The organism is Urbifossiella limnaea, from assembly GCF_007747215.1.
GTDB classification, from domain to species: Bacteria; Planctomycetota; Planctomycetia; order Gemmatales; family Gemmataceae; genus Urbifossiella; species Urbifossiella limnaea.
Map to the genome: position 1 here is coordinate 5,863,308 of NZ_CP036273.1, position 25,800 is coordinate 5,889,107.

The window sequence follows — 25,800 nt, forward strand, 5'->3', positions numbered from 1 at the left end:
GGCGGCGTCACACCCGGATCACCACGTCGTCCACGGGGAAGCGCACCTTCGAGGCGGCGGCGTACTTGTCGGCCGGGCTCCGGTACCCGGCCGTGGCGATCACCACCGACCGCAGCCCCTTCGCGGTGAGGCCGAGAATCTCGTCGTACTTCTCCGGCTGAAAGCCCTCCATCGGGCACGCGTCCACGCCGAGCCGGGCGGCGGCGCTGAGGAACACGCCGAGCGCGATGTAGCACTGCCGCGCCGCCCAGGCGTGGGCGTCGGCCGGGCTCTGCTTCGCCAGCGTGCCGAGGATGCGGTCGCGCAGCGCGTCGAGGCTGCCGGCCGCCTGCCCGCGCACCGCCTCGGCGTTGGCGACGTGCCGGGTCACGTCGGCAGCGGTCGGCGGGTTCTTCGCCGCGAACACGACCAGGTGCGAGGCGTCGAGGACCTGCGGCTGCCCCCACGACACCGGGTGCAGCCGCGTCCGCACGGCCGGGTCGGTGACGACGACGAAGGTCCACGGCTGGAGGCCGAAGGACGACGGGGCGAGCACCGCCGCCTGTTCCAGGGTGGCCCAGGTGGCGGGGTCGATCTTCCGGGCCGGGTCGAACTGCTTCGTGGCGTACCGCCAGCGGAGCGGGGCGAGCACGTCGTCGGGCGTGGCGGTCATGGGCTCTCCGGGTCAGGCGGGCAGGTCGTTCGCCAACACGATGCGGTAGCGCGCCTTGCCGGCCCGCAGGTGGGCCAGGGCGTCGTTCACCTTCGACAGCGGGAACGTCTCGGTCACCGGGCCGATCTTGTGGCGGGCGCAGAAGGCGAGCAGGTCGGCGGTCGTGACCGGGCTGCCGAGCGGCGACCCGGACAGCGACTTCTGCCCCGTGAGCATCGGGAACACGGCCACCGGCACCGGCTCCAGCACCGCCCCGACGAAGTGCAACCGCCCCCGCGGGGCCAGCGCGGCGACGTACGCCGGCCAGTTCAGCGCCACGTTCACCGTCACCAGCATGAAGTCGAGCTTGCCGGCGAGCTTGCCGAGGGCGGCGTCGTCCTTCGAGCCGACGACGTGGTGGGCGCCGAGCCGCTTCGCCTCGTCGGCCTTCTCCGGGTTGGACGAGAACGCGAACACCTCGCAGCCCCACTTCGCGGCGAACTGCACGGCCAGGTGGCCGAGCCCGCCGATGCCGACCACGCCGACCCGGTGGGTGGGCCGCACGTCGAACTGGACGAACGGGTTGAACGCCGTGATGCCGCCGCAGAACAGCGGCCCGGCGGTGGCGGGGTCGAGCCCCTCCGGGAGCGGCACCACCCACTCGGCGTGGGCGCGGACGGTGTCGGCGAACGCGCCGTGCCGGCCGACGATGGTCTGCTCGGCGGTGGCGCACAGGTTGTGGTCGCCGCTCATGCACGGCCGGCACGTGAGGCAGCTGTGCGAGAACCAGCCGAGGCCGACGCGGTCGCCCGGCTTGTGCGTGGTGACGCCGGCCCCGACGGCGCGGACGGTGCCGACGGCCTCGTGGCCCGGCACGAGGGGGTACTGGGTCATGCCCCAGTCGTTGTCGAGCATGGACAGGTCGGAGTGGCAGATGCCGCAGTGGGACACGGCGACGTCCACCTGCCCGGGGCCGATCGGCCCGGGCTCGAACTCGAACGGGCTGAGGGCACCCTTGGCGGCGGTCGCGGCGTAGGCGCGGGTTGGCATGGGAGGCTCCGGGGGATGACGGGGCGGGGTTATTCCTAGAGACGCGGGCGCCCGCGGTTCAAGCCCGGGCCGCCCAGGCGGGTCACTGGGCGAGCCAGCCGCCGTCCACCGGGAGCGACACGCCGGTCACGAACTTCGCCGCGTCGGACGCCAGGTACAGCACCGCCGCCGCCACCTCCGCCGGCCGGCCCATCCGCCCCACCGGGTGCATCGCCGCCAGCCCCTTCGCCTGCTCCGTCTCCTCGCCGCCGACGAACCGGCCCATCATCTCCGTCACGACCGCCGCGGGTGCGACGGCCGTCACCCGCACGCCCTGCCTGGCGTACTCCAGCGCCGCCGCCTTCGTCAGCCCCTCGACCGCGTGCTTACTGGCGACGTACACGCTCACCCCCGGCATGCCGACGTGCCCGGCGACGCTCGTCGTGTTGATGATCGCCCCGCCGCCGGCCTTCAGCAGCTCGGGGATCTCGTACTTCATCGCGGTCAACACGCCCCACACGTTGGCATCGAAGACGCGGCGGTAGTCGGCCTCGGTGGCGTCGGTGAGGGCGCCCATCCACTCGACGCCGGCGTTGTTGAAGGCCACGTCGAGGCGGCCGTACTTCGCCACCGTCTTCGCCACCAACTGCCGGACGTCGTCCTCCTTGCTCACGTCGGCGCGGACGAACGCCGCCTCGCCGCCGGCCGTGCGGATCCCCTCGACCACGGCGAGCCCCTCCGGCTCGCGGCGGCCGGACACGACGACCTTCGCCCCCTCGGCGGCGAACGCCTCGGCCGCGGCCTTGCCGATGCCGCTCGTCCCACCGGTGACGAGGACGACCTTGCCTACGAACCGCGACATGGCTGCTTCCCTGCGTGACGTGTGTGACGAACGCGGGGAGTACCCTCCCGCGCGGTGGGGGCTTACACGCCATCGGCTGAACTTCACGCGGCAGGCGGGTAGTGGTACACTGCCGCCGACAGGAGGACGCCTTGACGCCGACCGCCCCCGCCGCCCCGTCCCCGCCGCTGATGACGGCCGAGGAGTTCGTCCGCCTTCACGGCCACGAGTCGGGCCTGGAGTTGGTGAAGGGCCGTGTTGTGAGGACGCCCCTGCCCGGAGCAGACCACGGATACGTGTGCTTGAAAGCCGGCTCGCTCATCATGCAAGCCGCGGAGGCGGCAGGGCTCGGGCGTACGATGGCGAACGACACGTTCGTCCGCGTCGGAACCAACCCGGACACGTACCGCGGGGCGGACGTGTGTTTCGTCTCGTTCGCGCGGCTGCCGAAGGAGTCACCGCGACCGAAGGGGCCGCTCGAGGTACCACCCGATCTCGTGCTCGAAGTTCGATCGCCGACGGACCGGACGAGTGACATCCTCATCAAGGTCGGTGAGTACCTGAACGCGGGGGTCACGGTCGTCGTCGTACTCGACCCGAACATCGAGGCCGCCTCCGTGTACCGTCAGGGCGACGACTTCCCGCAGCGGCGGCACAACGGCGACACACTTACGCTACCGGACGTGCTACCCGGGTTCGCGGTGCCGGTGCGACGGTTCTTCGAGTAGCCGCCGGCACAACCCCACCCCGCCGCCCCCGCCGCCGGCCGTCGTGGCCGGGAACTCCTACCCCCGGGCCGGGCACGGTGTTAGCATAGCCGGCGTTGCCGCCCGGCCCCGTCTCCCCACCCGAGGCTCGCCATGCGTTCCGTCCTCGCCCTCATCCTCGGCGGCGGCCGAGGCACCCGCCTGTTCCCGCTCACCAGCCATCGGTCCAAGCCCGCCGTCCCCGTCGCCGGCAAGTACCGGCTCATCGACATCCCCATCAGCAACTGCCTCAACAGCGACCTCCGGAACATCTACATCCTCACCCAGTTCCTGTCCGCCAGCCTCCACCGGCACATCGCCAACGCGTACAAGTTCGACATGTTCAGCCGCGGCTTCGTCGAGGTGCTCGCCGCCCAGCAGACGAACGAGGCCTCCGACTGGTACCAGGGCACCGCCGACGCCGTCCGCCAGAACATCGGGTACATCGAGCGCGAGAACACCGAGCACGTCCTCATCCTGTCCGGCGACCAGCTGTACCGCATGGACTTCCGCGACCTGTACAAGACGCACGCCGAGACGAACGCCGACGTGACCATCGCCGCCATCCCGGTGAAGGAGGAGGACACCCCCGGGTTCGGGCTGCTGAGCATGACCGACGCCGGCCGCATCACCGGCTTCGTCGAGAAGCCCAAGACGGTGGACGAGCGGAAGCCGTACCACGTGCCGGCCGACTGGATCACGAGCCGCGGCATCGCGCCGAACGGCCGGGCGTACCTGGCGAACATGGGCATCTACCTGTTCAAGACCCGGGTGCTGCTCGACGTGCTGACCGAGAAGCCGCTGGCCACCGACTTCGGCAAGGAGGTGTTCCCGCGGAACCTCCAGGCGCGGCAGATGTACGCCCACCTGTTCGACGGGTACTGGGAAGACCTCGGCACCATCGGCAGCTACCACGAGTCGAGCCTGGCGCTGGGCCGGGAGAACCCGCCGTTCGACTTCTTCGCGCCGGACGGCGTCATCTACACGCGGATGCGGAACCTGCCGGCGAGCCGCATCAACGGCGCGACGCTGGAGCACAGCCTCGTCGCCGACGGGTGCGTGCTCGGGCCGCGGACGCGGATCGAGAACAGCATCGTCGGCGTGCGCACCCGCATCGGCTCGGACTGCATCATCCGCGACACGGTGATTAACGGCGCGGACGCGTTCGAGAACGACGCCCAGCGGGCGGCGAACGCGAAGGTGGGGCGGCCGAACCTGACGGTCGGCGACGGGTCGATCATCGCGCGGGCGATTCTGGACAAGGACTGCCGCATCGGCAAGGGCGTGCGGCTGACGAACGAGGTGCGGAAGGACACGGCCGACGGCCCGAACGGCAGCTACTACATCCGCGACGGCATCATCTGCGTGCCGCGCGGCGCCGTCGTCCCGGACGGCACGGTGGTGTGATGTCCTTTCGGGTGCGGTGTATCGGCCGTTAGGCCGGGGCGCGAGCCCCGTCGGGCGTCAGTACCCCGACGGGGCTCGCGCCCCGGTCTAACGGCCCGATACACCCCCCGTCGAACCAGCACTCACGAAAGCCGTGAGCGGCGAATCGGGTTACGACTTCGCGTTGTACCCGATCAGGTCCCAGCCGGCGCGGTACTGGCGGCGGACCAGCGCGGCCGCCTCGGGCAGGTCCGTCGCCCGGCAGTTCTCGCCGTCCCAGTTGAACGCCTTGCCGGTGCGGATCGCCACGTTCCCCAGCAGGAACGCCGCCGTCAGCAGGCCGCCGTAGTTGAAGTTCGCCAGCGCCAGCTCCGGCTTGCCGGCGCGGATCGCGGCCGCCCACTCGTTCTTCTGCCCCTGGTCGCCGCCGCCGTTCACGGCCAGCCGCTCCGGCCGGGTGCCGTTGTTCGCCACCTTCCCGGTGCTGAAGAACACCTGCGCGCCGTAGTCGTCCGGCGAGTAGGCGATGCCGTTCGCCCCGACCAGGATCGAGCCGCTGTCCACCAGCGTCTTGCGGCGGGCGTCGAGGGCCACCGCCTGCGTCACCAGCGCCGCCGGCGGCAGCACCTTCGCGCCGTCCTTCTTCCCCTCGTACCAGTGGAGGGTGAGCGCCGGCATCGTCCCGCGGGCCGGGAACTGCATGGTCACGTGCGCCCACGCCGGGCACGTCTCGGTGTTCACCCCGCCGGCCTCGGCGGTGACGTGCGTCGGGTGGGCGAGCTTCAGCGCCATGAACGCCATGTTGGCGGTGTGGCAGGCCATGTCGCCGATGGCGCCGGTGCCGAAGTCCCAGAACCCGCGCCAGTTGAAGTCGTGGTACGGGCCGCGCTTCCGCTCGGGGCTGCCGCTGTACGGCCGCTGCGGGGCGACGCCGAGCCACGCGTCCCAGTCGAGGTACGCCGGCACCGGCGCCTCCTTCGGCCGGGTCGTCACGCCGGGGGCCTGCGGCCACACCGGGCGGTTCGTCCACACGTGGACCTCGCGCACGTCGCCGAGCTCGCCGGCCTGCACCAGCTCGACGGCGCGGCGGAGGCCGTTCTCGGACGTGCCCTGGTTGCCCAGCTGCGTGCACACGCCGTTCTTCTGCGCCTCGGCGCGGAGCAGGTGCGCCTCGTACACGTCGTGCGTCAGCGGCTTCTGGCAGTACACGTGCTTCTTGGCCCGCATGGCCAGCACGGCCGGGGTGGCGTGGTTGTGGTCGGGGGTGCTGACGGTGAAGGCGTCGGCGTTGCGCATCAGCTCGGCGTCGTCGAACACGCGGCGGTAGTCGCTGAAGTGCTTGGCCATCGGCCACTTCTTCTGCTTGGCCCCGAGGTAGTCGCGGTCCACGTCGCAGAGGCCGACGACCTCCATGACGTTGCCGGCCTGGTCGATGTCGGACGAGCCCTTGCCGCCGACGCCGATGCCGACGACCTTGAGGCGGGCGTTGGAGCCGGCGGGCTGCGCCCACGCGGGGGCGGTGTACAGGTAGCCGAGACCGGCGGCCGACGCGGCGAGGGCGCGGCGGCGGGTGATCCGACGACTCATGGAGAGCGCTCCGGAGAACGGGGGAATGGGGGCCGGGCAGGAACTCGGACGTAGTGTATTCCGCCGCCGCGCGCGGCACAAGGAACGGATTCGGGAACGCGGCGTGCTATGATTATGGGGCCATGCTGTTCCTCGCCCCGACCGCCGTCCTCACCGCCGACGTGACCTGCGGGCCGGGCGTGAACGTCTGGTACGGCGCCGCGATCCGCGGCGACGTGGCGCCGGTCGTGCTCGGCGAGAACGTGAACGTGCAAGACTGCGCCGTCGTCCACTGCGACTTCGGCGTGCCGAACGTGCTGGAGCCGGGCGTCGTGGTCGGGCACGCGGCCGTGGTTCACGGCGCCCGGGTCGGGGCCGACACGCTGGTCGGCATCGGGGCGAAGCTGCTGAGCGGCAGCGTGATCGGCCCCGAGTGCCTGATCGCGGCGGGGGCGGTGGTGCCGCCGGGGATGGTGGTGCAGCCGCGGTCGGTGGTGATGGGCCTGCCGGGCAGGGTCGTCCGGCCCGCGACCGCCGCCGAGATCGCCAACACGCGGCGGATCAACGAGCGCTACCGCGAGCTGGCCGCCCGGTACGCGGCCGGCGACATCCCGGTGACCATCGGCCGCTACGCCGCGCAGTAGTGCCGCGTGATCAGGTCGTTCTGAATCCACAGCAGCTTGCCGAACGCCCGTAGCGTCTTCACCTCCGCCTCCCGCGGCAGGTTCAGCCCCAGGATCGTCGCCGTCAGGGCGTCGGCGACGAACCCCATCAGCGCGTTCATCTGCACCAGCGGCACGTCCAGCGCCGGGCTCCCCGCCTTCGGCGTGTGAATCTTCCCCACCATGTCCAGGTACTCGGCCATCTTCCCGTCGTACGGCTTCGTCACCAGCGTCACGAGGTAGCGGCCGAGGTGCTGCTTGCGGAAGGCGATCTGCGGGTGGTCCGGCGTCAGGCTCGCCACGTCCGTCGGCACGTCGCCGGCGTAGCCGTGCTGCCGCGGGACGAAGTGCCGCCAGGTCGCGTCCTGGGCGTGCAGCTTGTCGTACACCGCGTCCACCAACCCCGGCACCAGCGGGGCCAGCAGCGGCGCCGCGCCGTGGACCGCCGCCACGTCGTCCGGGCCGAAGCCGATGAACCCCGCGACGTACCCGAACCGGTAGCCCAGGTCCGACTCCAGCCGCGGCTCGTCGATCTGCGTCATGGCACACTCCAGGAGAGAGGGAGAAGGAAACAAGAATTCCGGGTCCAGAATTCCGATTTAACAGGGGCATCCTACCTCCCTATAATCAGAGTTCAAGGTCGAATTTCGAGCACCGGGCGGGGGAGCGGATGTTCTCGAAGACGGTCGAGTACGCGCTGCGGGCGGTCGTGCACCTGGCGCACGAGTCGCCGGCCGCCCGCACGACGGCGCAGATCGCCGACGCCACGCAGGTGGGCCCGGCCTACCTCGCCAAAATCCTCCAGGGGCTGGCCCGGGCCGGGATCGTCACCACCCAGCGCGGCGTCGGCGGCGGCGTGTCCCTCGGCCGCGACCCCGCCGACCTCACCATCCTCGACGTGGTCAACGCCGTCGAGCCGATCGGCCGCTACACCTCCTGCCCGCTCGGGCTGCGGACGCACGGCGTCCGGCTGTGCCCGCTCCACCGGCGCGTGGACGACGCGATGGCGATGGTGGAGAAGGCGTTCGGCGAAACCACGCTCGCCGAGGTGCTGGCGGAGCCGAGCGAGAGCGTGCCGCTGTGCGAAGGCCCGCCGGTCGCGGACCGCCTGCCGGTCCGGAAGCGCTGACCGGCGAGACCCATGGACGACCTGCTCCCCTACCTGCTGGTCTGGCTGGCGGTCACCGTGCCCGGGGCGGTGGTCGGCTGGTTCGGCACGTTCCGCAAGGCCGGCCAGGCCGGGTGGAAGGCGCTCGTGCCGGCGTACAACGTCTTCGTCCTCGTCGTGGACGTGGCGAGACTCAGCCCGCTGTGGGCCGTGCTGCTCCTCATCCCCGGCGTCAACCTCGTCGCGGCACTGCTGGTGAACGTGGAAGTGGCCCGGCGGTTCGGCCGCAGCGAGTCGTTCGGCCTCGGCCTCGCCGTGTTCGGCTTCGTGTTCTACCCCGTGCTCGGCTTCGGCGCCGCCCGCTACCAGCGCTGACCGGTCGTGACGGTCCCGCGAGCCGTGCGCCCGCCACCTCGCCGCATCTTCCCCAGCTTGCCGACGTGTCGAGAGTTTCCCCGCCGGCACGGTCGAAGGAGGAGGCACGGCCGACGAGCCGCGCGGAAGGTGTGGACCGGGCCTCGGCAGGACGCTACGATTGGGGTGAGGACGAGCCCGCCCCCCCGCCGCCGCCGGCGTCTGCCGCCACCGCCCGATTCGCACCCGAGGCCCGTGCCCATGCTCGATGTCATCCTCCCCGGCGCCGCGACGCGCACCTGTAGCGGCACCAGCCGCCGCGACTTTCTTCGTGTCGGCGGCCTCGGCGCGGTCGCCCTACCCACACTCCTGAAGGCGGAAGCCGACGCCGCCCCGGTGGCGCGGGCGCGGGCCAAGTCGGTGGTGCTCGTCTACCTCGGCGGCGGCCTCAGCCACCACGACACCTTCGACCTGAAGCCCGAGGCCCCCGACGACATCCGCGGCAAGTACCGCTCGATTCCGAGTTCCGTGCCCGGCTTGCAGGTCGGCGAGAAGCTGCCGCGGATGGCGCGGGTGATGGACAAGATCGCGCTCGTCCGCTCCGGGGCGCACAACAACGACCACCACGAGACGGCGACGAACTGGGTACTGTCCGGCCGCTTCGGCACGCCGTTCGGCGACTGGCCCGCGATCGGCGCCGTGGTGGCGCACGAGGCCGGGTTCAGCGGCACACTGCCGCCGTACGTGTCGGTGCCGCGGAACCCGTCGTTCACATGGGAGTTGGGCAAGAGCGCGTTCCTCGGCGGCCGCTACGAGTCGTTCAAGGCCGGCGACCCGAATCAGGCCAACTACCAGGTGCAAGACCTGACGACGAACGGCATCGCCGCTGACCGCGCCGGCCGCCGCGAGTCGCTGTTGTCGGCGGTGGACGGGCTGGCGCGGCGCGTCGAAGGCAACGACCAGATCGCCACCTACGACGAGTTCCACGCCCGCGCCCGGGAGATGGTGCTATCGCCGCAGGCGCGGCGGGCGTTCGCCATCGACCACGAGCCCGAGAAGCTGCGCGACCGCTACGGCCGCAACACCGCCGGGCAGTCGATGCTGCTGGCCCGGCGGCTCGTCGAGAGCGGCGTGCGGTTCGTGACGGTGAACTACGGCGGCTGGGACCACCACGGCCGCATCTTCGAGGGGCTCGACCGCAAGCTGCCGGAGTTCGACGCGGCGGTGTCGGCGCTGGTCGAGGACATGCACGACCGCGGCACGTTCCAGGACACGCTACTGGTGGTGATGGGCGAGTTCGGCCGCACGCCGAAGATCAACAAGGACGCCGGCCGCGACCACTGGGGGCAGGCGGCGTCGCTGCTGTTCGCGGGGGCGGGCGTGAAGCCGGGCTTCGTGCTCGGCCGCACCGACAAGCACGGGGCGTTCACCACGCAGCGGCCGGTGGCGCCAGCGGACGTGGCGTACACCATCCTCGACGCGATGGGCGTGGACCCGCACAAGCACCTGCACACGCCGGACGGGCGGCCCGTCGAGATTCTCGACGCCGGCGAGCCGGTGCGGGAGTTGTTCGCCTGATTACTTCCGCCGCTCGCGGCTTGGCGGCGTCGACGCCGCCAAGCCGCGAGCGGCGAAGCCCCGAGCCTCCTCATGCCCCGCGCCGCCCTTCTGTTCCTTCTCACCATCCCCGTCGCGGCGTCCGCCCCCGTCGCGGCGCAGCCGAAGCAGCCCGACAAGAAGAAGGACACACCCAAAGTCCTCTACGCCGCCCCGCTCGTCGCCACGCCCGGCGCCAGGCAGAAGCTCACCCTCCGCGGCAAGCACCTCGACGCGGTCAAGGAGGTGACCGCGTCCGACGGCACCGCCGTGAAGGTGCTCGGTGCGAAGAAGGCGGCGGCGCCCAACAACTACCCTGCGGACCGCGTCGGCGACACCGAGGTCGAGGTCGAGTTGACGCTCCCGAAGGGCGCGAAGCCCGGCGTGTCGCTCGCCCCGGCCGGCGGCGGCCCCTACACGCTGCTGATTCCCGACGAGCTACCGGCGGTCGCCGAGAAGGAGCCGAACGACGGCTACGACGCGGCCCAGCCGCTCACCCCGCCGTGCGCCGTCGTCGGCGTGATCCACCAGGAAAAGAACCCGGACGTGTTCCGCGTCGCCGGCAAGGCGGGGCAGAAGCTCCGCGCCGAGGTGCAGGCGGCGCGGTTCGGCTCGCCGCTCGACGGCATCCTGACGGTGGTCGACGAGAACCGCCGGTTCGTGGCCGCGAACGACGACGCCGGCGCCAGCCGCGACCCGGCCGTGGTCGTGACGCTGCCGCGGGACGGCGTGTACTTCCTGTCGCTGATCGACGCGCACGACATGGGCGGCGCGGGGTTCGGATACCGGCTGGTCGTGCGCCTGGAGTAGGCCCAAGGCCTCGCCGATCACCCCTCGCGTTCCAGCACGTCGGGGATGTCGTAGCTGAGCCCCGCCACGGTGATGCGCTTGTACGGCCAGTCGGTCGGCGGCGTCACGCACTCGGGGCCGTCGGCCGCCACCACGACCGTGTCGACCACCGCCGCCGGGCCGATCCGCGGCTGCCACACCAGGGGCTGACCGGCCGCGAACGGCTCGTCGTGCCCGGCGCGGCGCAGCTCCTCGGCGGGGAACCGACCGGTGCCGAAGCCCGGCGGCGACAGCCGGCCGTCGAACTCGTGCGTCGTGCCGGCGAGTAGCTCCGGTACGCTCTCCCGCGCCGCCTGCATCGTGCCGCCGACCACGGACGACGCGCGGAACACCGCCGCCAGCAGCGCCGCCCGGTCGTACCCCTTGCGGAACTCGGCCGGCACCGGCCCGAAGCCGACCGTCCGCCCGGCCGTGACGTACAGCCCGCCGCGCAGCCCGGTCGCCTGAATGGTGAACGTGCGCCGCGCGGCCGCGTCGGTGAACCCGGCCCGGCGGTACTTGGCGCCGCGGTCGTCGGCCGTCACGCTGATCGCCGCCGGCTCCACCCCGCGGTGCAGCAGCCGGTGCCCGACGTGCCCCGCCACGTCTTCTTCCGTCATGCCGCGCTGGACGGCCCGGGCGGTCGCCTCGACCGCGTGCGCGACGCGCGCCCCGAGTGCCCGGTAGTCCTCCAGCTCGGCCGCGCTGAGCACCCGCACCAGTGGCCGCAGCCGTTCGGCGATCGGGTGAGTGTGCGGGAACGGGCGGTCCGCCGCGACCTGCTTCCCGGCGGTGACGCTCTGCAGCAACTCGGCCCGGCCGCCGTCCCACGCCCACTCCTTGAGCTGGAAGCCGAGGCGGTCGAGCTCCTCGTCGAACAGCCGCTGCGTGTCGGCGTTCGAGCCGAGGAGCCAGCGCTGCCGGCCGTTCGTGTAGACGCCCGGGCGCTCGCTGTCGGCGATGAGCCCGCGGACGTTCATCCCGGCGGTGAACCAGCCGACGTGCGCCGGCATCAGCAGCAGGGCGCCCTCGCAGCCCATCGCCTCCAGCAGCCTCGCCACCTGCTCCTGCTTGGCGTCGATGTCGGCGCGGCGCGCGGCGACGCGGTCGCCGTCCGACGGGTGGTTGACGCCGTTCGCGCCCGGGGCGACGGTGCCGGTCTCGTGCAGGTCGAGCTTCAGTTCGCCGGAGTCGAACGGTTCCATGGTTTTGAATTGTAGGCCGCGGCGGACCGGCGGCGGTAAGGCACGCGGGTTGCGTAGGTATCCTCTGATGAGCACTCCCGGAGGCACCCCGATGACCCGATTCCTTCTCGCCGCCGCCCTCGCCGCGGGCGGAACGCTCGCCCTCAGCGGGCCGGCCCAGGCCCAGTACGTGTACCGGTACAGCACCGTGAACCCCTGGACCGGCGGCGTCGTCACCCAGGGCGGCGTCGTGACGCCGTTCAGCGCCCAGCAGGGCGTGCAGTACGTGAACCCGTGGACGGGCACGCAGGTGCAGCGCTACTCGTACCAGAACGCCTGGGGAACGAACGTGTACCGCAACGCCGGGTTCAGCCCCTACTACGGCGGCTACAACCGCGGCTACGCCTACCCCGGCTTCGGCGCCAGCCCGTTCGCCGGCTCGTGGTACAACTACCGCTGGTGAGGCCGGTGCGAGCCGGAAGCCCGGGGGTTGTCCCCGGGCTTCGTCGTTGATTCAGCTGAACGCCGCCAGCGCCTCGACCACCCGGACCGGGTCCGCCGGCTTCGTCAGGTGCAGGTCGAAGCCGGCGCGGGCCTCGCGCATCGCCTCCTCCGGGCCGTCGATCGCCGTGATCGCCACGAGGAACAGCGGCCGGTCGCCGCCCCGCTCCCGCAGCCGCTCCGCCAGCTCGCAGCCGTCCATCCGCGGCATGTTCACGTCGAACAGGCCCGCGTCCGGGCGGAACTCGTCGAACTCCGCCACCGCCGCGCGGCCGTCGTAACACACGCACACCTCGGCACCGCACAGGCGGAGCAGGCCGGCCAGCGAGTCGGCGGCGTCGCGGTTGTCGTCGACCACGAGCACCCGCAGGTGCAGGACCGGCAGGTGGGCGCGCCGGACCGCGGACGGCGACGTGTACGTCACCGCCGGCGGCTCGGCCGAGGTTGGGGGAGTGGGCACGGGTGGTCCTCCGGCGGCCGGGCGGGGCCGGGTGAAATCGGGTAGATAGTGGACATCCGTGTCCGTAATGAGAACACGAAGCAACGCCGGTGCCCGTTCCCGGGGCGCGCGACGGATTACCCTGGTGGCAGGACAGATATGGCACAGGCACGTGTCGCGGTTGTCACAGGCGGCGGCTCCGGCATCGGCCGGGCGGCGGCGCGGGCCTTACACCGCGACGGGTGGGCCGTCGTCGTCGCCGGCCGGCGGGCCGAGGCGCTCGCTGACACCGCCGCCGCCGCCGCCGACCCCACGCGGATGCTCGCCGTGCCGACCGACGTGACCGACCCTGACTCGGTGCGCGCGCTGTTCGACCGCGCCGTCGCGGCGTTCGGCCGCGTGGACCTGCTGTTCAACAACGCCGGCGTGACGGCGCCCGGCGTGCCGCTGGACGAACTGCCGCTGGACCGCTGGCGCGCCGCCGTGGACACGAACCTGACGGGCGTGTTCCTGTGCCTCCAGCAGGCGTTCCGGGTGATGAAGACGCAGGAGCCGCGCGGCGGGCGGGTCATCAACAACGGGTCGATCTCGGCGCACACGCCGCGGCCGAACTCGGCCCCGTACACGGCGACCAAGCACGCCGTCACCGGGCTCACGAAGGCGGCGGCGCTCGACGGCCGGGCCGTCGGAATCGCCGTCGGGCAGATCGACATCGGCAACGCGGCGACGGACATGACCGGCCGGATGGCCGCGGGCGTGCCGCAGGCGAACGGCACGGTGGCGGTCGAGCCGACGATGGACGTGGAGCACGTGGCGCGGGCGGTGGTCTACATGGCCGGGCTGCCGCCCGAGGCGAACGTGCTGTTCCTGACCGTGATGGCGACCGGGATGCCGTTCGTCGGGCGGGGCTGAGCCTACGGCCGCGGCGGCAGCCCCTTCATTGGGCCGGCGTCGGCCGACGCCGCCGCGGGCGCCGCCTTCGCCGCCATCGGGGGTAGCGGGGTGGCCGGCGACTTGGCCTGCGTGGGGCCGCAGCCCGCGGCGGCCGAGCCGGCGACGACCGCGACGAGGAGCAACAAGATTGGGCGCGTCATGGCGAGCTCTCGGGGTTAGTTGAGGAGGGAGGCCGGGTCCACGTTCACGCCGTCCTTCCAGCCGGACATGTACACCAGCGCCGTGTACGCCGACCCGCCGGTGACGTACTTGCGGGCGGACCGCACGGAGCCGTCGCCCATTGCGAACTGGACCACGCCGGCGTGCCGGCTGCCGAACCCGTTCCACCCGTTGGCGTCGGTCGGGTTCGGGATGCCGCCCCACGCCGTCGGCAGCGGGCCGGCCAGCGCCCAGCTCCAGGCGAACTGCCGCGGGCCGACCTCGGGGTCTCCGAGGGCCTCGCCGAACATCAGGGTGTTGCTCAGCCCGTCGGCCGCGGCCGCCTGCCCGGCGGTGCCCGACGAGCGGTTCGTGAACAGGCCGGCGTACTGCGGCAGCACCGCGTCGGCGTACCCGCCGACGGCCAGGTAGCTCGTCTTGCCCAGGGCCGGCCCCCACGGCGGGGCGAAGTACCACCGCGCCAGCCGGGCCGACGACCCGGCCACGTCCACCACCGGCCAGGCCGCGTTCTGCGCCGCCTCGACGTCGCCGTCCGAGGGGCAGACGAAGCTCTTGATTTTGCTCTGCGCCGCGGTCGCCGGGCCGGCGTTCCACAGCACGTGCGAGTACTGCCTCCTCGGCGCGAGGTAGTCCGGGGCGACGCCGGTGGCGAACACCGCCGCGACGCTCGTCTGCTCCACGTAGGGGAGCAGGTGCGGCAGCGTGCCGACGCCCTGGGTGGTGGCCACGGTCGCCGAGGAGTACGTGCCGGCGGCCGTCATGTGCAGCAGCGCCCCGGGGGCGAACGTGCCGGTGGTGGCCTCGTAGTTGTGGGCACCCAGCGCGATCTGCTTCAGGTTGTTCTGGCAGGCGCTCCGGGCGGCGGCCTCGCGGACCTTCTGAACGGCCGGCAGGAGCAGGCCGATGAGGACCGCGATGATGGCGATGACGACGAGCAGCTCGATGAGTGTGAACGCGCGACGTGTCATGGGGGTGGGACCAGCAATTCGTCAGCGGGCGGGCCGGGGGGGCGGGCCGGGGGGTCGTACCCCGGCCGCCGGGCGCCCGACGGACGGTACGAGCCAAACAGTAGAACACGCCGGGCGGAGCGGTCGTGACGATTGACCGGTTTTTGATGAACGGGTGAAGTGAGCCGGGTGCGAAAACGAACCGGCCGCCGGGAGCTCCGGCGGCCGGTAGTTGGCACGGGGGAATCCGAGCCGCTTACGGCGGCGGCGGCGGCGGCGGCGGCGGCGGGTTGACGGCCCTTTCGCCGCCCTTAGCCCCTTCCCCACCGCTCCCCTTCTGCGCGTCCTTGAACCCGCCCGCCGGCGGCGGGGTATCGTTCTTCGTCGGCGACGCCTTCCCGCACCCGCCGACGGTCGTGACGACCGCGGCGGTGAGGGTGAGGGCGGCCAGAACCCGTCGGACCATTCGCGTCACTCCGAAGGTTAGGGGGGCGACGGCCACCCCGGGTTCGTACTCACAGCTGGCTGGGGTCGGCCACCTTCAGGTCGGTGTGGCCCGAGTGGTAGATGTACTGGTCGTACTGGTTCGGGGCGGCGGCGTTGCCGGAGCCCGCGGTGCCGGGGTAGCGGATGGTGCGGATCGACCCGTCGCCGAGGCCGAACACCATCACGCCCGTGTGCCGGCTGCCCATCCGGTACCAGTTGGGATCACTGATCGGCGGCTCGGTGGCACCCCAGGCCATCGGCATGTAGCCCGAGGAGATCCACGCCGGGGTGACCGGCTGCCAGCCTGCGCCGGGGGGGCCCTTCGTGTTGTACTCGCCGAACAGGAAGGTGTTGCTCGTGCCGTCCTGCATGGTCGCCAGCTTGGTCACCGACCGGTTGTAGAAGGCCCCGAGGTACGTGTCGTTGACCGACCCGCCCGGGAACGACGCGGTGATCCCCATCCGCCCGCCGACGGCCATGTAGTTCGTCTTCCCGAACGCCGTGTCGCCGATGGCGATGATGTTCACCGAGAACGACGAGGTGCTGGCCAGGAACGAGTTGATGGTACAGTCCCACGAGCTGTCGCTGCCGGTGTCCGACGGGCACAGGAAGAACTTGATCCGCGCCCCGCGGTTGTTCCAGAAGCTGGCGATGGTGCTGAAGTCGGCGTACCGCTTGGCCGGCGACAGGTAGTCGGGGGCCGGGGCGCCCGCCATCAGGAGCTGGTACAGCGGCGCCTGCTCGACGTACGGCAGCAGGTGGACCAGCGGGCCGACCAGCTGGCAGTTATACCCGATGGTCGCCGGGCGGGTGCCGGTGCCGTAGGGGGCGTCGCTCGGCATCGCCCCGAGGAAGCCCGGCGGAAGCTGGCCGTTGGCCGACTCGTAGGCGTGGCAGGCGAGCGAGATCTGCTTCAGGTTGTTCGTGCAGGTGCTGCGGGCGGCGGCCTCGCGGACCTTCTGGACGGCCGGCAGCAGCAGGCCGATCAGGATCGCGATGATGGCGATCACGACCAGCAACTCGATGAGCGTGAACCCGGACCGGCGACTGCCCGTGCGGGTGGACATGAGACGTTCCTCCGTCGTGGCGAATGAACGAACCCGGCGGGACCACGCGGCCCGATAACCGGGATGATGCCAACGGGTCAGCCAGGACCCTTCGACTGGCCCGGGGCGGCACGCCGACCCCGGAATCGTGGCACCGGCCGCGCGAAGGTCTGCGCGGCTGGGAGAGTATGAAGTCGGACACGGCGGGAGCGGGCGGCCGACGCAAGGAACCCGAATGACGCACCAACCGATCGCTCGGTGACGCTGTGCGGTCTCAGCGCAGGCAGTAGTCCGACCCGGTGAGTGTAGCCGAGACGGAACACCGGGGGCTAGGGATTTTTCATCGGCTTTGCAAAAAATGTGCACGCAACCTACCCGGACCGGCAATTCGGCCCCGGCCGATCCGACGGGAAAGCCAGCAAAGTATACCCGCGCAAGGCCTTACGAACCGGGGGCCGGCGGCCCCGGGGCCGGATTGTAACGACCGCAGAAAACCGGTGAGCTGACGCCACCGCCCCCGCATCAGGGGTTCAGGGGCGCCTCCCGGCCCTTGGCCTGCCCGCCGGACGGGCCGCCCATCCCCTTCGGCGCCCCGATCGGCGCGTCGTTCGGCGTCTGAAGCTTCGTGTTGTCCGGCTTGTCGTCCTTACACCCGCCGGCGAAGGCGGCGCACACCACCAGCAGTGTCAGGCGTCGCATCGGGGGCTCCGGGTTAGATGCCGCCGGGGTCCACGGTCTCGCCGAGCGAGGCCGTGGACATGGCCACGAACGGCAGCGTGGGTGTGCCGAGGGCGGGCTTGCGGAGGCCGCGGACCGACCCGTCGCCCAGCGCCGCCATCGCCACCCCGGTGTGGTTGCTGGAGTAGTCGCAGAACCACAGGTTCGCCTCGTCCGGGATGCCGAACAGGCTCGGGTACGGGCCGCCGCTGATCCACGACCACGCCAGCTTCGAGATCTGCGGGGCCGACGCCCGCTGGCTCCCCGGCCCCAACGACTCCACGAACATCAGCGTGTTACTCGACCCGTCGGTGATGCCGACGAGCGTGAGCTTGCCGACCGCGGTGATCGTGCTCGACCCGAACGGTCGCACCCGGGCGGTGGTGAAGACGCCGGGCATGTTGTCCACCGGCACGCCGCCCACGGCGACGTTCGGCCCCATGACGCCGTACCGCCCGGCCACCCCGACGTAGTTCGTCACCCCCAGGTTGGCCGCGGCCGTGAACAGCGTCACGTCCCACTAGGGGCGTTGTGCAATAGGCCCGTGGCTCGTACCGCCCCCTCCCCGTCCGGTCAGGCGGCGGTCGGGTAGGTCTTCAGCGGGGTGGCGGCGATCCGCCGGTCGACGACGAGTGCGACCACCCGGAACACCCGGGTGTGCCGCCCGAGCTTGCCCCGGAATGTCTGCCGGAGCACCTGGAACCGGTTCAACTGGGCCATCACGTGCTCGACCACCACCCGCTCCCGGTTGATGCACCGGTTCGCCGTCTTCTGGTCGTCCGTCAGCGGCCGGGTTGGGGCCGCGCGGGCCGGGATCACCACCCGCCGCCCGGCCGCCACAGGGTCTGCCCCGAGGCCGATGTACGCCTTGTCGGCCATCACCCCGGCCCCGGCCGGGAGGCGGTCGAGGGTCCGGTCGAGGCGGAGCAGGGTCAGGTCGGCGGTCCGCCCGGGGACGGTCGGGGACACCGCCCCGATCCGCCCGGACGGGGTGCACACGACCTGGTTCTTGACCGTGTGCCGCCGCTTCTTCCCCGAGTAGAACGGCTTCTGGTTCTCCCACCCGGCCGGGCGCCGGAACCCCTGCTCCTTGGTGTCGATCACCGCCCGGACCTCGGGGTACGTGTCCATCACCTGGTCGGCCGACCGGAGTTGGGTCCGCCCCTTCCCGGGCGGGTCGAACGGGAAGTCGGCCATCCCCTCCAGCACCTCCAGGGCGTCCTGGGTGTTGTGCCAGGCGTTCGACTTGTCCAGCCCGAACAGGTGGCCGAGGAGTTCGTACGTCGGGTACACCCGGAGCCAGACGAGGGCGAGGAGGAGTCGGGTCCGGGCGTCGAGGTCGTGGGGGCGGCCGGCCCCGGCGGCGCGGCGGCGCGGCCGGGTGTCCCGCTTGGTGTGGGTGCGGGCGGCCCGGTGGGCGTCGGCCGCGGCGGCGTAGGCGACGAACAGGTGGTCGAACTCGTCGCGGGTCATCCCGGTCAGAGCCGGGAACGCGGCCGGGGTTTCCACCAGTCGGGCGTAGGTCAGCATCCGAGGTCTCCGTACCCCGGAAGGTAGCCGAGCCCGACCAAATGCGCAACACCCCTACTGGTAGCTGCTGCCGTTGAGGGTGTTGTGCCCCGGCCCGGTGTCGTAGTCGGGGGTGAAGTTGACGGCCGACGGGCACTCGAACGGCTTGACCCGCGCCCGCGCCGGGGCGGTGTTCGCCGCGTTGTAGAACCACCCGGGCGACGCGGCGTACGGGTCCCAGTTCACCACCAACTGGTTGTAGATCGCCCCCTGCTCGACGTGCGGCAGGATGTAGCCCAGCACGCTGACGGCGTTCCCCGCGGTGGAGTAGTTGGCCGCGGACGTGCCGCCCTGCGTGTAGTTCACCGAGGCGATCCCCGGCGGCACCGAGCCGTTGGCCGACTCGTACGAGTGGACGCCGAGGGCGATCTGCTTCAGGTTGTTCGAGCACGAGCTCCGGGCGGCGGCCTCGCGGACCTTCTGCACGGCCGGCAGCAGCAGCCCGATCAGGATGGCGATGATGGCGATGACGACGAGCAACTCGATCAGCGTGAAGCCCCGGCGGCCGGGGCGGCGGGCGGGCATCGCGGCGCCTCCGAGGGGTAGAGATAATGCGATGAGCCGCCCTCCGACGGGACCGCCGGCCCGCCGGGAAAAGCTGGAGAAGGGGAGCCAGTCAGGGCTCCGTCTGGCCCGACGGACTGACCCGTCGGGAAGGTCGCGTCACCACGACTGCGGGCCGGCGCTACGGCCGGTCGGTGCGTCGCTCGGGTAACTAAGATGGATCACGTCCCACGCGGTGGGAGTGGAAGCCGGGTACGATTGGTCCCCCGGGAACAGCCGCGTGCTTGAATGATAAGCTTTTACCGGCCGTGACGACGTGGCGAGGCCAAACTCACACTTTTTCTGATCCGCCTCAGCCGCCCTGACTGATCCGGGTTACGTGCCGAAGCACGTCCCGGATCGACACCATGCCCACGGGTTTGCCGCCGGCCACAACGGGCAGGTGGCGGTAGCCGCCGGCGTCCATCCGCCCCAGCGCGAACGCCAGTGTGTCGGCGGGGGTCACGGTCTCCGGGTCACGGGTCATGTGGTCGGCGACGGGGAGTTGCTCGAACCCCGGCCGCCCGGCGACGCGCGTGAGGAAGTCCCGCTCGGTGAGGATGCCGACGAGCTCGCCGGCCGCCCCGACGACCAGCACCGCCCCGACGCGGCGGTCGATCATCAGCCGGATGGCGTCCGCAAGCGTGGCGTCGGGGGCGACGGTGACGGGGGTGGCGGGCGCGAGGATCGAGACGGGGTCGGTCATCAAGCTGCGCTCGACGCGGCCGTGCAGGGCCGCCTCGTCGGTGTGCGTCAGCGGCAGCCCGCAGTGCTCACAGGCGTCCGCCCCGGGCGGGTTGCGGCTGTGGTTGCAGGCGGGGCAGTACATCGTCGTCCCTCGTCATTCGTCCTTCGTCATTCGGCGACGACCACGGCAATGACCTCGAATGACGAGGGACGAATGACGGAGGACTACTCCGCGACCGTCCACACGTCCTCGGCCTTGAACAGGTCCTCGATCTTCCCCTTCCCCTTCTTCGCCGCCGCTTCCGTGATGCGGGCTTCGAGCTGCTCCTCGTAGGTCGGCTTGCGGACGCTGCGGTACACGCCCACCGGCTCCGGGAACGGGTTCGCCACGTTCGGCGTCTCGTCGTGGGCGAACCGGCTCAGCAGGTACGCGAGCGTCGGGTCTTCCGCCGCCTCGTCGTGCGTCAGGATGTCGTCCAGCCCACAGTCCTTGCCGACGGTCACCACCTCCGGCTTGAGGCCGGACATGCGGATGCCCTTGCTGCGGTCCTTGCCGAACAGCATCGGCTTGCCGTGCTCCAGGTACAGCACGTTCTCGGCCTTCACGCTCTTGTCGGTGGCGTACTCGAAGACGCCGTCGTTGAAGATCTTGCAGTTCTGGTAGATCTCGACGAACGCCGACCCCTTGTGGGCCGCGGCCTTCTGGAAGGTGGCGACCATGTGCTGCACGTCCACGTCGATGGTCCGCGCCACGAACGTGGCCTCCGCGGCGAGGGCCAGCGACAGCGGCCGGACCGGCGTCTCGAACGACCCGCCGGGGCTCGTCTTGCTGCTGGTGCCGACGCGGCTGGCCGGCGAGTACTGGCCCTTGGTGAGGCCGTAGATCTCGTTGTTGAACAGCAGCACCTTGATGTCCACGTTCCGCCGCAGGGCGTGGATGAGGTGGTTGCCGCCGATGGAGAGGCCGTCGCCGTCGCCGGTGACGACCCACACTTGCAGGTCGGGGTTGGCCAGGCGGAGGCCCGTGGCGAAGGTGGGGGCGCGGCCGTGGATGGTGTGGAAGCCGTAGGTGTTCATGTAGTACGGGAACCGGCTGGAGCAGCCGATGCCGGACACGAACGCCAGCTTCTCGCGGGGCACGCCGACGGTGGTGAGCGCCTTGCGCATCTGGGCGAGGATGCTGTAGTCCCCGCACCCGGGGCACCAGCGCACCTCCTGGTCGGAGGTGAGTTCCTTCGTCGTGAGGGTCGGGAGAGGAGTGGCGGAAGCGGCCATGGGTATTGCTGTGGGTGAGGGTGTATGGTGGTGACGAAGCCCGCCGGTTGCATCCGGCGGGCGTTCGGGTGGGTCAGCTCAGCGCCTTCTCGATCGCGGCCACGATCTCGGACACGAGGAAGGGCTTCCCCTGAATCTTGTTCAGCCCCTCGGCCGGGGCCAGGTACTTCGCCCGCAGCAGCCACGACAGCTGCCCGGCGTTCAGCTCCGGCACCAGCACCTTCTTGTACCGCTTCAGCACGTCGGCCGTGTTCTTCGGCATCGGGTTCAGGTAGCGGAAGTGAACCTGCGCCACCTTCAGCCCGTTCTTGCGGCACCGCTCCACGGCCGTCGTCACGCTGCCGAACGTGCCGCCCCACGCGGCGACGAGCAGGTCGGCGTCGGCGTCGCCGGTCACGGCCAGGTCGGGGATCGTCAGCGCGATGTTCTCGATCTTCTTGGCCCGGGTGCGGGTCATGTGCTCGTGGTTGCCGGCCTCGTAGTTGATGTTGCCGGTCACGTCCTGCTTCTCGATGCCGCCGATGCGGTGTTCGAGCCCCGCGGTGCCGGGCACGGCCCACGGCCGGGCGAGATACTCGTCGCGCTTGTAGGGCAGGAACTTCCCGGTGCTGCCGCCCTCCCCCTCGGCGCCGCTCTCGTGGCCGGCGCCGGTCCAGCCGTCGCTGTTCGGCGCCGTCGCGTTCACCACCTCGATCTTGGGCAACTTCGCCACGTCGGGAATCTTCCACGGCTCGGAGCCGTTGGCGAGGTAGCCGTCGGACAGCAGGAACACGGGGCACATGAACCGCGTGGCGATGCGGACGGCCTCGAAGGCGATGTCGAAGCAGTCGCCGGGGCTCTGGGGCGCGATGATGGCCGCCGGGCACTCGCCGTTGCGGCCGAACATCGCCTGCAACAGGTCGGCCTGCTCCGTCTTGGTGGGTAGGCCGGTGCTGGGGCCGCCGCGCTGCACGTTCACGATCACGAGCGGCAGCTCGGTCATCACCGCGAGGCCGATCGCCTCGCTCTTGAGGCACACGCCCGGCCCGCTGGTGCCGGTGACGCCGACGGCCCCGCCGTAGCTCGCCCCGATGGCGACGCCGGCGGCGGCGATTTCGTCCTCGGCCTGGAACGTCTTCACGCCGAAGCGGCGCAGCTCGGCCAGCCCCTCCAGCACCGACGACGCCGGCGTGATGGGGTAGCTGGCGTACACGAGCTGCTTGTTGGCCAGCTGCGTGGCGGCGACGAGGCCGAGCACGATGGCCTCGTTCCCGGTGATCTTCCGGTACGTGCCGGGGGCGATCTTGGCCTTCGCCACCTTGTACTGGACCGGCATCACCTCGACGGTTTCGCCGTAGTTGTACCCGGCCTTCAGGGCGCGGGTGTTGGCCTCGACGAACTGCGGGTTCTTGGCGAACTTCTCGCGGATCCACTTGAGCGTGGGCTCCAGGCTCCGCTCGTACATCCAGTACACGAGGCCGAGGGCAAAGAAGTTCTTGCAGCGGTCGGCCTCGCGCGGGCTGAGCTTGCACTCGGCGACGGCCTCGCGGGTCATCTTCGTGACCGGCACGCGGACGACCTTGTACCCCTTGAGGCTGCCGTCCTCCAGCGGGCTCACCTTGTACTTGGCCTTCGACAGGTCGGAGGTCTCGAACCCTTCGGAGTTGGCGACGAGGATGCCGCCGGGTTGCAGGTCGCGGAGGTTGGTCTTGAGCGCCGCGGCGTTCATCACCACGAGCGCGTCGAGGGCGTCGCCGGGGGTGTGGATGTCGGACGAGGCGAAGTGGACCTGGAAGCCCGAGACGCCGGCGAGGGTGCCCGCTGGCGCCCGGATCTCGGCGGGGAAGTCGGGGAAGGTGGCGATGTCGTTGCCGGCGAGGGCGGACGTGTTCGTGAACTGCGTGCCGGCCAGCTGCATGCCGTCGCCGGAGTCGCCGGCGAAGCGGATGGTGACGGACTGGACTTCTTCGACGCGCTTGTGGTGCCCGTTGGTGCCGTTGGCAGACGGGGGGGCGGCGGTCGGTGCGGCCGACCCGTTCTCGGAACTCATGAACTCGGCCTCGGCAACGGGATGGAGAGCGCCGGCGGAAAGGGTAGCGGGTGGACTTTCCTGGCTACCGGTTCTTTATATCGGACGCGGCCGGGGGAAAGGGAGAGGAGTCGGCGAGAAGTTCCTCCGGGGGCGGCGCGACCGCTACCGCCGGCACAGGGGAGTCGTCAGGCCGGGGCGCAAGCCCCGTCGGACTTCTATCGCCCGACGGGGCTTGCGCCCCGGCCTGACCAGCCCCCGTCATCGAGCGCGAAACGGCCCCCCTACCGCCCCGCTGTGTCGAGGAAGACGACGCACGACGGGTTCCCCACCGGCACGTACTGCCCGGTGAACGCCAGCCCGCCGGCGGCGCGATCGACCCGGAACACCGCCAGGTTGTCGCCGCGCTGGTTGCAGCAGTAGAAGAACCGGCCGGTCGGATCGAAGGCGAAACTGCGCGGGTAGTTGCCCCGCGTCCACTCGTCGGCGACGGGCGTCAGCGTGCCGGCCGGGCCGACCGCGAAGATTCCCACGCTGTCGTGCAACCGGTTCCCGACGTACACGAACCGGCCGTCGGCCGACACCAGGATCTCCGAGCAGAAGTTGCTCCCCGCGAAGCCCGCCGGGAGCGTCGAGATCGTCTGCCGCGCCGTCAGCCGGCCCGCCGCCGCGTCGTAGTCGAACAGCACGACCGTCGAGCCCTCCTCCTGCACCGAGTACAGCCACCGGCCGTTCGGGTGGAAGTGGACGTGCCGCGGCCCGTCGCCCGGCGGCAGCGCCACCGCCGGCGGGTCGTTCGCCGTCAGCACGCCCTTCTGCGCGTCGAACTTCCAGACGTAAATCTTGTCGAGCCCCAGGTCGACGTGCAGCACGAAGCGGCCAGCGGGGTCGGCGAGAATCTGGTGGGCGTGAGTGCGGTCGTGGCCGCTGAACGCGAAGCTCCCCGGCGGCGCGCTAGGGGCGCGCGTCGGGCCGACCTTCCCGTCATCGACCCTCACGTCGGTCGCGGCGCCGAGCCGGCCGTCGGCCAGCACCGGCAGCACCGCGACCGAGCCGCCGAAGTAGTTGGCGACGAACAGGAACTTCCCCGACGGGTGGAGGCTGACGAACGTCGGCCCCGCCCCGCCGGAGCGGACGGTGTTCAGCGGCGTCAGCTTGCCGTCGGCGCGGTCGATGCTGAAGGCGGTGACGGTGCCTTCGCGGGTGTCGCCCTGCCGGTCGGTCTCGTTCGCCGAGTACATGCAGGTGCCGGCGGCGTTCACCGCCAGGTGGCTGGGGCTGGTCCCCATCTCGTGAACGCCGGCGGCGGTGAGCGCGCCTGTGGTCCGGTTCACGCGGAAGACGTGGATGCCGCGGCCGTTGCCGGGCGGCAGATCGACCTGCGTCGGCAGCACGTCGCGGAGCGGCGAGCTGAACGTGCCGACGTAGGCGAACAGCGGTGCGTCGGCCGGCTGCGCGCTGGCGAGGCCGGCGAGCGGGGCCGCGGCCGAGGCGGCGAGGAAGGCGCGGCGGGAGCTTTCGGGTGGGGTCATGGGGCTGAGTCTACGCCGCGCCGGCGTTCCGGCAGCAGTCCCCGAACCGCTTGCCGCTGTTGCACGGGCACGGGTCGGCGCGGCCGAGCCGCCCGGCGGGGCGCGGCAGGTGGCTGGTCAGGGCCGCCGGGTCCTGGTGGAACAGCCGGCGGAGCAGGTCGTACAGCCCGGGCGCCTTCGCCTTCAGCCGCGCCGGCGAGCCGAAGAAGTACTCGGACAGCACGGCGAAGAACTCGTGCTCGTTGGTGTACGCGTAGTCGCTGATCCCCGCCCGCCGGTTGGCCGGGTGCGCGAGTTCGCGGGCCACGTACCCGACCCACTGCCGCGCCACCTCGACCGGCACCTCCGGGGGCAGCCCGCCCTCCGCCTCGCGCTGCTCCACGAGGTGCGCGAACTCGTGGACGCCGACGTTCTCCGGCCCGGGCTGGTCCGCGAACCCGGCCAGCAGCGCCGGCTTCGACAGCACCACCACCCCGCGCAGGTGGCCCAGGCCGGTGAGCCCGAGGATGTTCGGGGCGGCCGCCGCGTCGGTCTGGTACTTGTCGTCGAACGTGCCCGGGTAGACGAGCACCTCGCCGAGCCGGCGGTACTCCCAGTCGTCGAACCCGAACACCGGGATGACCGCGCCGGCCGCGACGAGCACCCGCACGGTGTCGTCCACCTCGGCCCGGACGCCGGTGACGCGGACCTCGTCGAGGAACACCGCGACCATCCCCCGGAACCGGGCCTTCCCGGCGTCGTCGAGGGCGCGGTAGTAGCGCACGCGGCGGTCGAGGACCGCCTGCCACGCGGGGGGGAACGGCCGGGCGGCGACCGCGAGGCGGCGCCGGACCCGGCGCCGGAGAAGCCAGTACGCGGCGGGGGCGAGACCCAGCAGGGCGAACAGCGGCGGGAAGACCCAGCCCAGCACCGCGCCCGCGGCCGCGACGGCGGCGGCCACCGTTTGGGCGTGGCGGCGGTTGTGGCGGTCGATCGCGGGGGTCACGAGCACGACGCGCCACCTCCG

Annotated in this window: 29 protein-coding genes; 9 read left to right on the forward strand and 20 right to left on the reverse strand. The window is 71.5% G+C overall.

Going from position 1 to position 25,800, the window contains the following annotated elements; translation table 11 throughout:
* Window positions 1-7 precede the first annotated feature (7 nt).
* The 3 genes from ETAA1_RS23865 to ETAA1_RS23875 form a co-directional block, all read right to left on the reverse strand.
* Window positions 8-652, reverse strand: coding sequence for an NAD(P)H-dependent oxidoreductase (locus ETAA1_RS23865; RefSeq protein WP_145242999.1), 645 nt, complete (start codon window positions 650-652; stop codon window positions 8-10).
* A gap of 12 nt (window positions 653-664) precedes the next feature.
* Window positions 665-1,681, reverse strand: coding sequence for an NADPH-dependent aldehyde reductase Ahr (gene ahr, locus ETAA1_RS23870; protein WP_145243000.1), 1,017 nt, complete (start codon window positions 1,679-1,681; stop codon window positions 665-667).
* An 82-nt stretch (window positions 1,682-1,763) separates the two neighbouring features.
* Window positions 1,764-2,522 (reverse strand): glucose 1-dehydrogenase, encoded by a 759-nt coding sequence (locus ETAA1_RS23875; RefSeq protein ID WP_145243001.1) that lies wholly within the window; start codon window positions 2,520-2,522, stop codon window positions 1,764-1,766.
* A gap of 131 nt (window positions 2,523-2,653) precedes the next feature.
* Between ETAA1_RS23875 and ETAA1_RS23880 the strand changes: the two genes are divergently transcribed.
* Together ETAA1_RS23880 and ETAA1_RS23885 are read left to right on the forward strand one after the other, a co-directional pair.
* Entirely contained in the window at window positions 2,654-3,229 is a 576-nt protein-coding gene (locus ETAA1_RS23880; protein WP_145243002.1) for a Uma2 family endonuclease, read from the forward strand.
* A gap of 132 nt (window positions 3,230-3,361) precedes the next feature.
* Window positions 3,362-4,654, forward strand: coding sequence for a glucose-1-phosphate adenylyltransferase (locus ETAA1_RS23885; RefSeq protein ID WP_145243003.1), 1,293 nt, complete (start codon window positions 3,362-3,364; stop codon window positions 4,652-4,654).
* Between the two features lie 150 nt (window positions 4,655-4,804).
* Here the strand turns inward: ETAA1_RS23885 and ETAA1_RS23890 are convergent, their stop codons facing one another.
* Window positions 4,805-6,220 carry a Gfo/Idh/MocA family protein gene (locus ETAA1_RS23890; protein WP_145243004.1) on the reverse strand — a complete coding sequence of 472 codons (1,416 nt, stop codon included), beginning with the start codon at window positions 6,218-6,220 and terminating at the stop codon, window positions 4,805-4,807.
* Window positions 6,221-6,342: 122 nt separating this feature from the next.
* On the opposite strand from ETAA1_RS23890, the gene ETAA1_RS23895 reads away from it, so the two are divergent.
* The gene (locus ETAA1_RS23895; protein WP_145243005.1) at window positions 6,343-6,843 is read left to right on the forward strand and encodes a gamma carbonic anhydrase family protein; all 501 of its coding nucleotides are present in this window, start codon (window positions 6,343-6,345) and stop codon (window positions 6,841-6,843) included.
* Here the strand turns inward: ETAA1_RS23895 and ETAA1_RS23900 are convergent.
* Window positions 6,828-7,403, reverse strand: a complete 576-nt coding sequence (locus tag ETAA1_RS23900; RefSeq protein WP_145243006.1) for a protoglobin family protein — start codon at window positions 7,401-7,403, stop codon at window positions 6,828-6,830. The two genes, ETAA1_RS23895 and ETAA1_RS23900, sit on opposite strands and share 16 nt — an antisense overlap.
* A gap of 128 nt (window positions 7,404-7,531) precedes the next feature.
* On the opposite strand from ETAA1_RS23900, the gene ETAA1_RS23905 reads away from it, so the two are divergent.
* The 4 genes from ETAA1_RS23905 (at window position 7,532) to ETAA1_RS23920 (ending at window position 10,729) form a co-directional block, all read left to right on the forward strand.
* Window positions 7,532-7,990, forward strand: a complete 459-nt coding sequence (locus ETAA1_RS23905; RefSeq protein WP_145243007.1) for an RrF2 family transcriptional regulator — start codon at window positions 7,532-7,534, stop codon at window positions 7,988-7,990.
* A gap of 12 nt (window positions 7,991-8,002) precedes the next feature.
* Window positions 8,003-8,344, forward strand: a complete 342-nt coding sequence (locus ETAA1_RS23910; protein ID WP_145243008.1) for a DUF5684 domain-containing protein — start codon at window positions 8,003-8,005, stop codon at window positions 8,342-8,344.
* A gap of 240 nt (window positions 8,345-8,584) precedes the next feature.
* A complete protein-coding gene (locus ETAA1_RS23915) occupies window positions 8,585-9,901 on the forward strand; it encodes a DUF1501 domain-containing protein (protein ID WP_145243009.1) in 1,317 nt (438 codons plus the stop codon).
* A 72-nt stretch (window positions 9,902-9,973) separates the two neighbouring features.
* Window positions 9,974-10,729, forward strand: a complete 756-nt coding sequence (locus ETAA1_RS23920; RefSeq protein ID WP_145243010.1) for a hypothetical protein — start codon at window positions 9,974-9,976, stop codon at window positions 10,727-10,729.
* A 17-nt stretch (window positions 10,730-10,746) separates the two neighbouring features.
* On the opposite strand, the gene ETAA1_RS23925 is transcribed toward ETAA1_RS23920, so the two are convergent.
* Window positions 10,747-11,952 (reverse strand): M24 family metallopeptidase, encoded by a 1,206-nt coding sequence (locus tag ETAA1_RS23925; RefSeq protein ID WP_145243011.1) that lies wholly within the window; start codon window positions 11,950-11,952, stop codon window positions 10,747-10,749.
* A gap of 91 nt (window positions 11,953-12,043) precedes the next feature.
* On the opposite strand from ETAA1_RS23925, the gene ETAA1_RS23930 reads away from it, so the two are divergent.
* Window positions 12,044-12,394, forward strand: a complete 351-nt coding sequence (locus tag ETAA1_RS23930) for a hypothetical protein (protein ID WP_145243012.1) — start codon at window positions 12,044-12,046, stop codon at window positions 12,392-12,394.
* Window positions 12,395-12,445: 51 nt separating this feature from the next.
* On the opposite strand, the gene ETAA1_RS23935 is transcribed toward ETAA1_RS23930, so the two are convergent.
* On the reverse strand, window positions 12,446-12,892 hold the full coding sequence (locus tag ETAA1_RS23935) for a response regulator (RefSeq protein ID WP_238389293.1): 447 nt from the start codon (window positions 12,890-12,892) through the stop codon (window positions 12,446-12,448).
* A gap of 138 nt (window positions 12,893-13,030) precedes the next feature.
* Here ETAA1_RS23935 and ETAA1_RS23940 point away from each other — a divergent pair, with 138 nt between their 5' ends.
* The gene (locus ETAA1_RS23940) at window positions 13,031-13,783 is read left to right on the forward strand and encodes an SDR family oxidoreductase (protein ID WP_145243013.1); all 753 of its coding nucleotides are present in this window, start codon (window positions 13,031-13,033) and stop codon (window positions 13,781-13,783) included.
* Between the two features lie 2 nt (window positions 13,784-13,785).
* On the opposite strand, the gene ETAA1_RS23945 is transcribed toward ETAA1_RS23940, so the two are convergent.
* The 13 genes from ETAA1_RS23945 to ETAA1_RS24000 all read right to left on the reverse strand — a co-directional run bounded on the left by ETAA1_RS23945 (window position 13,786) and on the right by ETAA1_RS24000 (window position 25,785).
* Entirely contained in the window at window positions 13,786-13,965 is a 180-nt protein-coding gene (locus tag ETAA1_RS23945) for a hypothetical protein (RefSeq protein WP_145243014.1), read from the reverse strand.
* A 15-nt stretch (window positions 13,966-13,980) separates the two neighbouring features.
* On the reverse strand, window positions 13,981-14,952 hold the full coding sequence (locus tag ETAA1_RS23950) for a DUF1559 family PulG-like putative transporter (RefSeq protein ID WP_145243015.1): 972 nt from the start codon (window positions 14,950-14,952) through the stop codon (window positions 13,981-13,983).
* Between the two features lie 235 nt (window positions 14,953-15,187).
* Entirely contained in the window at window positions 15,188-15,397 is a 210-nt protein-coding gene (locus ETAA1_RS23955) for a hypothetical protein (RefSeq protein WP_145243016.1), read from the reverse strand.
* Between the two features lie 49 nt (window positions 15,398-15,446).
* Window positions 15,447-16,484 (reverse strand): DUF1559 family PulG-like putative transporter, encoded by a 1,038-nt coding sequence (locus tag ETAA1_RS23960; protein WP_145243017.1) that lies wholly within the window; start codon window positions 16,482-16,484, stop codon window positions 15,447-15,449.
* 501 nt (window positions 16,485-16,985) lie between these two features.
* On the reverse strand, window positions 16,986-17,162 hold the full coding sequence (locus tag ETAA1_RS32345) for a hypothetical protein (RefSeq protein WP_202920370.1): 177 nt from the start codon (window positions 17,160-17,162) through the stop codon (window positions 16,986-16,988).
* 13 nt (window positions 17,163-17,175) lie between these two features.
* Window positions 17,176-17,694, reverse strand: coding sequence for a DUF1559 family PulG-like putative transporter (locus ETAA1_RS23965; RefSeq protein WP_145243018.1), 519 nt, complete (start codon window positions 17,692-17,694; stop codon window positions 17,176-17,178).
* Between the two features lie 59 nt (window positions 17,695-17,753).
* Entirely contained in the window at window positions 17,754-18,710 is a 957-nt protein-coding gene (locus ETAA1_RS23970; RefSeq protein WP_145243019.1) for a transposase family protein, read from the reverse strand.
* Window positions 18,711-18,764: 54 nt separating this feature from the next.
* Window positions 18,765-19,274, reverse strand: a complete 510-nt coding sequence (locus ETAA1_RS23975) for a DUF1559 family PulG-like putative transporter (protein ID WP_145243020.1) — start codon at window positions 19,272-19,274, stop codon at window positions 18,765-18,767.
* 331 nt (window positions 19,275-19,605) lie between these two features.
* A complete protein-coding gene (locus tag ETAA1_RS23980) occupies window positions 19,606-20,121 on the reverse strand; it encodes a CBS domain-containing protein (RefSeq protein WP_202920371.1) in 516 nt (171 codons plus the stop codon).
* Between the two features lie 83 nt (window positions 20,122-20,204).
* Window positions 20,205-21,254: a 2-oxoacid:ferredoxin oxidoreductase subunit beta gene (locus tag ETAA1_RS23985; RefSeq protein WP_145243021.1), complete on the reverse strand. Its 1,050-nt coding sequence runs from the start codon at window positions 21,252-21,254 to the stop codon at window positions 20,205-20,207.
* A 73-nt stretch (window positions 21,255-21,327) separates the two neighbouring features.
* The gene (locus ETAA1_RS23990) at window positions 21,328-23,283 is read right to left on the reverse strand and encodes a 2-oxoacid:acceptor oxidoreductase subunit alpha (RefSeq protein ID WP_145243022.1); all 1,956 of its coding nucleotides are present in this window, start codon (window positions 23,281-23,283) and stop codon (window positions 21,328-21,330) included.
* Window positions 23,284-23,546: 263 nt separating this feature from the next.
* The gene (locus ETAA1_RS23995; RefSeq protein WP_145243023.1) at window positions 23,547-24,794 is read right to left on the reverse strand and encodes a lactonase family protein; all 1,248 of its coding nucleotides are present in this window, start codon (window positions 24,792-24,794) and stop codon (window positions 23,547-23,549) included.
* 10 nt (window positions 24,795-24,804) lie between these two features.
* Complete coding sequence (locus ETAA1_RS24000; RefSeq protein ID WP_145243024.1) at window positions 24,805-25,785, reverse strand: zinc-dependent peptidase; 981 nt, start codon at window positions 25,783-25,785, stop codon at window positions 24,805-24,807.
* Window positions 25,786-25,800: the final 15 nt, after the last annotated feature.